At 73.8% G+C, this 6,334-nt stretch carries 5 protein-coding genes and 1 pseudogene; 3 read left to right on the top strand and 3 right to left on the bottom strand.

The features are described from left to right. Positions 1-235: 235 nt before the first annotated feature. Genes VR45_RS14240 through VR45_RS14230 form a run of 3 tightly spaced genes read right to left on the bottom strand, consistent with a single transcriptional unit; the run spans position 236 to position 2,210 of the window. Complete coding sequence (locus tag VR45_RS14240) at positions 236-913, bottom strand: phosphatase PAP2 family protein (protein ID WP_052709077.1); 678 nt, start codon at positions 911-913, stop codon at positions 236-238. After that, positions 910-1,515, bottom strand: coding sequence for a phosphatase PAP2 family protein (locus tag VR45_RS14235; protein WP_234325972.1), 606 nt, complete (start codon positions 1,513-1,515; stop codon positions 910-912). The genes VR45_RS14240 and VR45_RS14235 overlap by 4 nt, the downstream gene beginning before the upstream one ends. 44 nt (positions 1,516-1,559) lie before the next feature. Continuing rightward, positions 1,560-2,210 carry a DedA family protein gene (locus VR45_RS14230; protein WP_045940104.1) on the bottom strand — a complete coding sequence of 217 codons (651 nt, stop codon included), beginning with the start codon at positions 2,208-2,210 and terminating at the stop codon, positions 1,560-1,562. Between the two features lie 155 nt (positions 2,211-2,365). Here VR45_RS14230 and VR45_RS14225 point away from each other — a divergent pair, with 155 nt between their 5' ends. The 3 genes and pseudogenes from VR45_RS14225 to VR45_RS14215 all read left to right on the top strand — a co-directional run. Next, positions 2,366-3,043, top strand: a complete 678-nt coding sequence (locus VR45_RS14225) for a response regulator transcription factor (protein WP_045940103.1) — start codon at positions 2,366-2,368, stop codon at positions 3,041-3,043. A gap of 103 nt (positions 3,044-3,146) precedes the next feature. Then, positions 3,147-4,428 (top strand): annotated as a pseudogene (locus VR45_RS45605) (HAMP domain-containing sensor histidine kinase). A 423-nt stretch (positions 4,429-4,851) separates the two neighbouring features. Then, the coding region (locus tag VR45_RS14215) for a hypothetical protein (RefSeq protein ID WP_199925944.1) at positions 4,852-6,334 on the top strand (1,483 nt) is incomplete at its 3' end.

Below are 6,334 nucleotides of genomic sequence, written 5' to 3'. Positions count from 1 at the left end.
TACCGCCCAGCAGCCCGGCCGCCATCAGGACGGCTCCCAGCGCGACACCGGCGCGGGGAACGAGGGAAGGCGCGATCCTCATAACGGTCATTCTCCTCAAGTCACTTCTCCAGGTGGCTTGTTGCCTCGACGAGTCTCACCGTGCCCGCACCACCCGGGCAAAGCCCTTCGACCGAGGTCGAAACCGGGCGCGCCCCCGCCGGGTGCGACCCTGTCGGATTCGCCCCTGGAGCGGTCACCCCGGAGCGCGGTCGCCCCGGCGTGCGTGGAGCTGCTTCCGGAACAGCAGGGCGCCCAGGGCGAGCCAGGCGGCGGCCAGCAGCCAACCCGCCAGGACGTCCAGGGGCCAGTGCACGCCGAGGTAGACCCGGGTGCAGCCGATCAGCACGGCGAAGACGGCGGCGGCCGTCGCGGCGGCGCGGGCCGCGCCCGGGCGGGCCCGGGTGACGGCGAGGGCGAGCAGGCCCGCCGAGAGGGCGGCGGTGAAGGCGTGTCCGGAGGGGAAGGCGAAGTCGTGCGCCGTGAAGGCCCAGTCGGCGGCCGGCGGGCGGGGTCGGCCGAAGCCGTGCATCAGGCCCTGGCGCAGCAACTGCCCCGCCGCCAGCCACGCCACCGGGGCGAGCAGCACGGCGACGGCGGCCGGCCGGGACCGGTGCGGGCCGGTCGCCCGTGCGAGGAGGATCCCGGCGGCGAGGGCGAACAGATAGGAGAAGGCCCCGGTGCCCAGGTCGGTGAGGAGCTCGGCGGTGCGCTCGGCCGGGTGCGGCCGGTGGGCCACCACCCAGTCGAGCGTGCCGCGCTCGAATCCGTACGGCGCCCAGCCGTGGGCGGCGACCAGGGCGGCGACGGCGGCGAACACCGCGACACAGACGGCGAGGACGGCGGCGACCGCCGTCGAGGGGCGGACGGTCATGCGGTCAGCCACCTCCGCAGTCCGCCCGCGCGGGCCCGGTCGACCAGGGGCGCGGCCCGGCCGGACAGCAGCCCGAGCACATGGCCGAGGGCAGCGCCCACCGCGGCTCCGAGGAGCACGTCGTGCGGGTAGTGGACGCCGACCAGCACCCGGGACAGGCCCATCACGACGGCCAGGAGCAGTCCGAGCGCGCCGAGGCGGCGGTCGACGTGCCACAGCGCGGCGGCTCCGGCGAAGACGATCACGGTGTGGTTGCTGGGCAGCGACCAGTCGCCGGCGCCGGGGCAGGCCTCCAGGGTCCGGCCGGCGTCGAGCACCTGGCAGGGCCGGGGTTCGCGCAGCACCGACTTGAGCAGGGTGTCCGCGGCGAACGCGAGCGTGACCACCAGGGGCACGGCCAGCGCGCGGGCCATCAGGACGTCGTCGGCGCGGCGCGCGCGCCACCAGCCGAGCAGCATCAGGGCGGCGGGCAGCAGCAGCCCGGCGACGGACCAGGCGGCGACGAGGTGCTGGAGCGGCGCCGGGAGGTGCTCGGCCCAGCGGTCCATCCGCAGGTACAGACCGCCGTCGACCGGCCGACCGTCGACAGCGAGCCCACCCACGGGTCCACCCGCGAGCCCACCCACCGGTCCACCCGCGAGCCCGCTCATCGGGTCCGGCCCCGGCGGCGGGCGCGCAGCACTTCCAGCACCAGCGGCAGCAGCGAGACCGCCACCACAGCGGCGACGATCGGCAGCAGATAGCGGTCGACGTCCGGGACCGAGGAGCCCAGTGCGTAGCCCGCCATGACCAGGCCGACCGTCCACACCAGGCCGCCCACAACCTGCCACACGGTGAAGGTGCGGACGTTCACGCCGAGCGCGCCGGCCAGCGGGTTGAGGACGGTGCGCACCACGGGCACGAAGCGGGCGAGCACGACGGCCTTGCGATGGCCGTAGCGGGTGAGGAGCTCCTCGGCCCGCACCGCGCCCTCGTGCAGGTGCTTGTTGCGGGAGCGCATCAGCAGGGCGCGTCCGCCGCGGCGGCCCAGCAGATAGCCGACCTGGGCACCGGTGAGGGCGCCGACCACCGCGGCCGCCAGCACCTGGCCGAGGTCGAGGTGCGGGCCGCTGCGCTCGCCGGTGGTGCACAGCAGGCCGGCGGTGAACAGCAGCGAGTCGCCGGGCAGGAAGAAGCCGACCAGCAGACCGGTCTCCGCGAACATGACCACGGCGATGCCCAGCGCGCCGAACGCGGCCAGCAGCGAGCCCGCGTCCAGCGGATTGACGGCCAGCACGGCCGTCGGGGGTAGCACCATGGAAGCGCCTTTCCGAGAAAGGGGACCCGGCCGCGCCCGGAGGCGGGGCCTCGTGCCCACTGACACCGTCAGCATGACCGAACGGCGCTGAAGGTCCGCTGAAGACCTGAAGACGTCTTCAGCTCCCCGTCGCGGCGACCTGCGACCCTGGGGGCATGCGCGTACTGGTGGTGGAGGACGAACAGCGGCTCGCCCTGGCGATCAAGCACGGCCTGGAGGCCGAGGGGTTCGCCGTCGACATCGTCCACGACGGCCTGTCCGGCCTGGCCCGCGCCACCGACCACGCCTACGACGTGATCATCCTCGACATCATGCTGCCCGGCCTCAACGGCTACCGGGTCTGCTCCCGGCTGCGGGCCGCCGGCAGTGACGTGGGGATCCTGATGCTCACCGCCAAGGACGGTGAATGGGACGAGGCCGAGGCCCTGGACACCGGGGCCGACGACTACCTCTCCAAGCCGTTCTCCTTCGTCGTACTGGTCGCCCGCCTCAAGGCCCTGGCCCGTCGCATCGGCTCCCGCGCCCCGCAGCGCACCGTGCTCGGAGACCTGGTGGTGGACTCCGCCGCCCGCACCTGCGCCCGGGCCGGGACGCCGGTCGCGCTGACCCCGCGCGAGTTCGCCGTCCTGGACCACCTCGCACGCCGGGCGGGCGAGGTGGTCTCCAAGCGGGAGATCCTCGACGAGGTCTGGGACGGCGGCCCCGACAGCGGGGCCAACACCGTCGAGGTCCACATCAGCGCCCTCCGGCGCAAGATCGACGCGCCGTTCGGCCGGACCGCGGTGCAGACCGTGCGCGGCGTCGGCTACCGGCTGGCGGCCGACGGTGGCTGACCCCGGGGAGTCCGGCCCCGCCCGCCCCGGCGTACTCGCGGCCCTCCGCCGGCGGGCCGGCCGGCTGCTGCACTCGCCGCGGGTCACCGCCGCGACCGAGCGGCTGGCACCCCGGTCGGTCCGCACCCGCACCACGATCGCCGCCTGCGCGGCCGTCGCCGTCGTCCTGCTGGCCGCCTCCGCCGCCGTGGTGCTCCTGATGCGGGTCAACCTGCACCGCACCGTCGAGACCGCCGCCCGCGAGCAGGCCCGGACGGTGGCCTCGACCGCCGCCCAGGGCCCCCTGCCGCACGTGCTCCCGCTCGGCCCCGGCACCGACTTCGTCCAGGTCACCGACGCGTCCGGGGCCGTGGTCGCCGCCAGCCAGAACCTCACCGGGCACCCCGCCCTCACCGGCACCGACGACGGCCACGACAGCTTCGACCTCGGCATGCTCGGCGACGAGCACCACCAGCGGGTCACCACCCTCACCACCGACACCCCGAACGGCCCGGTCACCATCCGGGTCGGCGCCTCCCTGCACACCGCCGACACCGCCGAGGACCTCACCACCGCCGCACTCGGCGGACTCAGCGCCGTCCTGGTGGCCACCGTCGGCGTGGTGACCTGGCGGGCGGCGGGTGCCCGAACCCGGCAGCGAGGACGAGATCGCCCGTCTCGCCCACACCATGAACGCCATGCTCGACCGGCTGGAGGCCGCCGGGGTGCGCCAGCGGCGCTTCATCGCCGACGCCTCCCACGAACTGCGCAGCCCGCTCGCCGTGCTGCGCACCCAGCTGGAGGTCGCGCACACCCACCCCGACCCCGCCGTCCGCGCGGACCTGGTGGCCGGCGCCCTCCAGGACACCGACCGGCTCCAGTCGCTCGCCGCCGACCTGCTGCTGCTCGCCCGCCTCGACTCCACCGGACACAACGGCCCGGCCGAGGAACTCGACCTGGCCGAGCTGGTGCGCACCTGCCTGGACGGCCGGGGCCCTGGGCGGACGGAGGTCGCGACGGAGCTGGCCGACGGGGTCGCGGTGACCGGGAACCCGATGTGGCTCGGGCGGCTGCTGACCAACCTCCTCGACAACGCCGAGCGCCACGCCCGCCACCGGGTGACGGTGCGCCTCGTCCTCGACCCGGCGACCGGCCGGGCGGTCCTCGACGTCGCCGACGACGGCCCCGGCGTCCCGCCCGCCGAGCGGGAGAAGGTGTTCGAACGCTTCACCCGGCTCGACGACGCCCGCAGCCGCGACGACGGCGGCACCGGCCTCGGCCTGTCGATCGCCCGCGACATCGCCGCCCTCCACGGCGGCACCCTCGCCATCGAGGACACCTCGGCCGGGTGCACCTTCCGAACCCGCCTCCCGGCCCGCCCCCACCCCGAGGCGCTGAGGCACTGAGGCGCTGAGGCGCTGGGGCACTGAGGCGCTGGGACGTTGAGGCGCTGAGGCGCTGACGAACGGCGGTACCCGGCGCGCGGGGAGCGCCCCGGGCGCGCCCTCCGCGCCACCCGACGCCACCGGCACGCCGCTCGGCGGAGCGGAATTATCACAGGGAGGGACACGATCGGCTGCGGCCGGGTTACAGTGAAAAGGTCGCCCCGGCGTGTGCAAGGCAGTCCGTCAGGAACAGTTCTCTTCACGGGGTTGAGCCACTGCCGCCGGATCGAGTCGGCGCTTTTCGGTCAGTCCAGCACTCCCCGCCACCCCGTTCCGCCGCATTGTCGGCCAGTTGTCGGCCGCCTTTCGGCAGGCGCGGAGGACGCGTGCGCGGGGCAGAGGATCCGAGCGGATCGGCGTCGGAATACCAGGGGAGGGTGGCGCATGCCTTCGGTGTCCTCGTTCTTCACGCAGGCGACCAATTTCGGGAGTTCGGTGTCGGGAGGCGTGGATCCCCGCACCGGCCTGTACAACGTCCGGATCGTGCTGGGCCTGCTGGTCGGGAACCGGAACCTCGGGCCGTCCCTGCCGCTGGCGCTGGGCTATTCGCCGCTCGACGGCACCGACCTCGGGTTCGGGCGGGGCTTCTCACCGGGGCTCACCACCTACGACACCGACAACGCCCTGCTGGCGCTGTCCACGGGGGAGCGGTACAAGGTCGTCGAGACCGACACCGCGGTGCTGCCGCAGCAGAAGAAGCTCGACACGGTCCGCATCGGCAGGGACGAGGACGGCGACTTCTACCGGATCGTGCACAAGTCCGGTGAGGTGGAGATCCTGACCGGGCCGCAGAACGCCTTCGGCCTCAAAGTGCCCACCGTACTGCTCACGCCCGCCGGCCACCGCCTCTCCCTGAGCTGGGACTTCGGCGAGGCACAGCCCCGGCTGCGATCAGTCGCGGACGAGAGCGACACCCTGCTGACCGTGGACCTGGACGACGGGGCCCGGCACGTACTGCATGTGCTGCCCGGTCGCTCCGAGGGCTACGACGTGGAATTCCTGTTCCGCAACGGGCAGTTGTCGACCGTGCGGCACCTCGGGCTCGGCCCGGGCGAGCCGTTGGAGTGGAGCCTCTCCTACGAGCCGATGGGCGAGCAGGGGGAGTGGGGCTCCTGGCTGACCGGGGTGGGCCTGCCGGGCGGGATGTCCGAGACGGCCTCCTACACCGCGAACGGCCACCGCTTCCCGGACAGTTGCGACCTGCCGCCGCTGCCCCGGGTGGTCCGGTTCGCGCAGGAGCCGGGCGGCGGGCAGCCGACGGTCGCGGCGGACTACGACTACACCGCCACCAATTTCGTCGGCGGATTCTCCGGTGCGGGCTACGACGCCGGCTCCGACACCCTGTACGGGGTGCTGACCGGTTACACCTACGGGTCGACGGAGTCCCGGACCTGCGGAGGGGACACCAGGACGTTCACCCGGACCTATAATTCGTACCACCTCCTGACCGAGGAGACGACGACACAGAACGGCTGTTCCCAGCAGGTCGGCACCGATTACTACGCGCGGATCGGCGAGGAATTCGACCAGCAGCCGGCCCAGTTCCAGCTTCCGGCGCGGCGCACGGTCACCTGGACCGATCCGGCGCGGAACACCCGCAGCGACATCACGACCACGGATTTCGACGAGCAGGGAAATCCGCGCAGCCGGACCGGCCCGGACGGCAGCCGGACGGACTGGACGTACTACCCGGCGGGCGGCAGCGGCTCGGACTGCCCGCCCGATCCGCACGGCTTCACCCGCTGGCTGAAGGAGGTCGTCCGGACGCCGCCGGCCACCGAGTTCGACGCGCCCGCCCTCACCACCGCCTACCGGTACGCCCCGTACGCCACCGGGGAGCCGCGACTGGACACCGCGGTACTGAAGT

Source organism: Streptomyces sp. NRRL S-495 (assembly GCF_000966955.1).
GTDB classification, from domain to species: Bacteria; Actinomycetota; Actinomycetes; order Streptomycetales; family Streptomycetaceae; genus Kitasatospora; species Kitasatospora purpeofusca.
The sequence above is the reverse complement of the archived record's forward strand: the minus strand, read 5'-3'. Positions and strand labels throughout refer to the sequence as shown.

Excerpts from the sequence above, each read along its gene's own strand:
- VR45_RS14240 (WP_052709077.1), bottom strand. The coding sequence starts at position 913 with ATGACCGTCCGCCCCTCGACGGCGGTCGCCGCCGTCCTCGCCGTCTGT.
- VR45_RS14230 (WP_045940104.1), bottom strand. The coding sequence starts at position 2,210 with ATGGTGCTACCCCCGACGGCCGTGCTGGCCGTCAATCCGCTGGACGCG.
- VR45_RS14225 (WP_045940103.1), top strand. The coding sequence starts at position 2,366 with ATGCGCGTACTGGTGGTGGAGGACGAACAGCGGCTCGCCCTGGCGATC.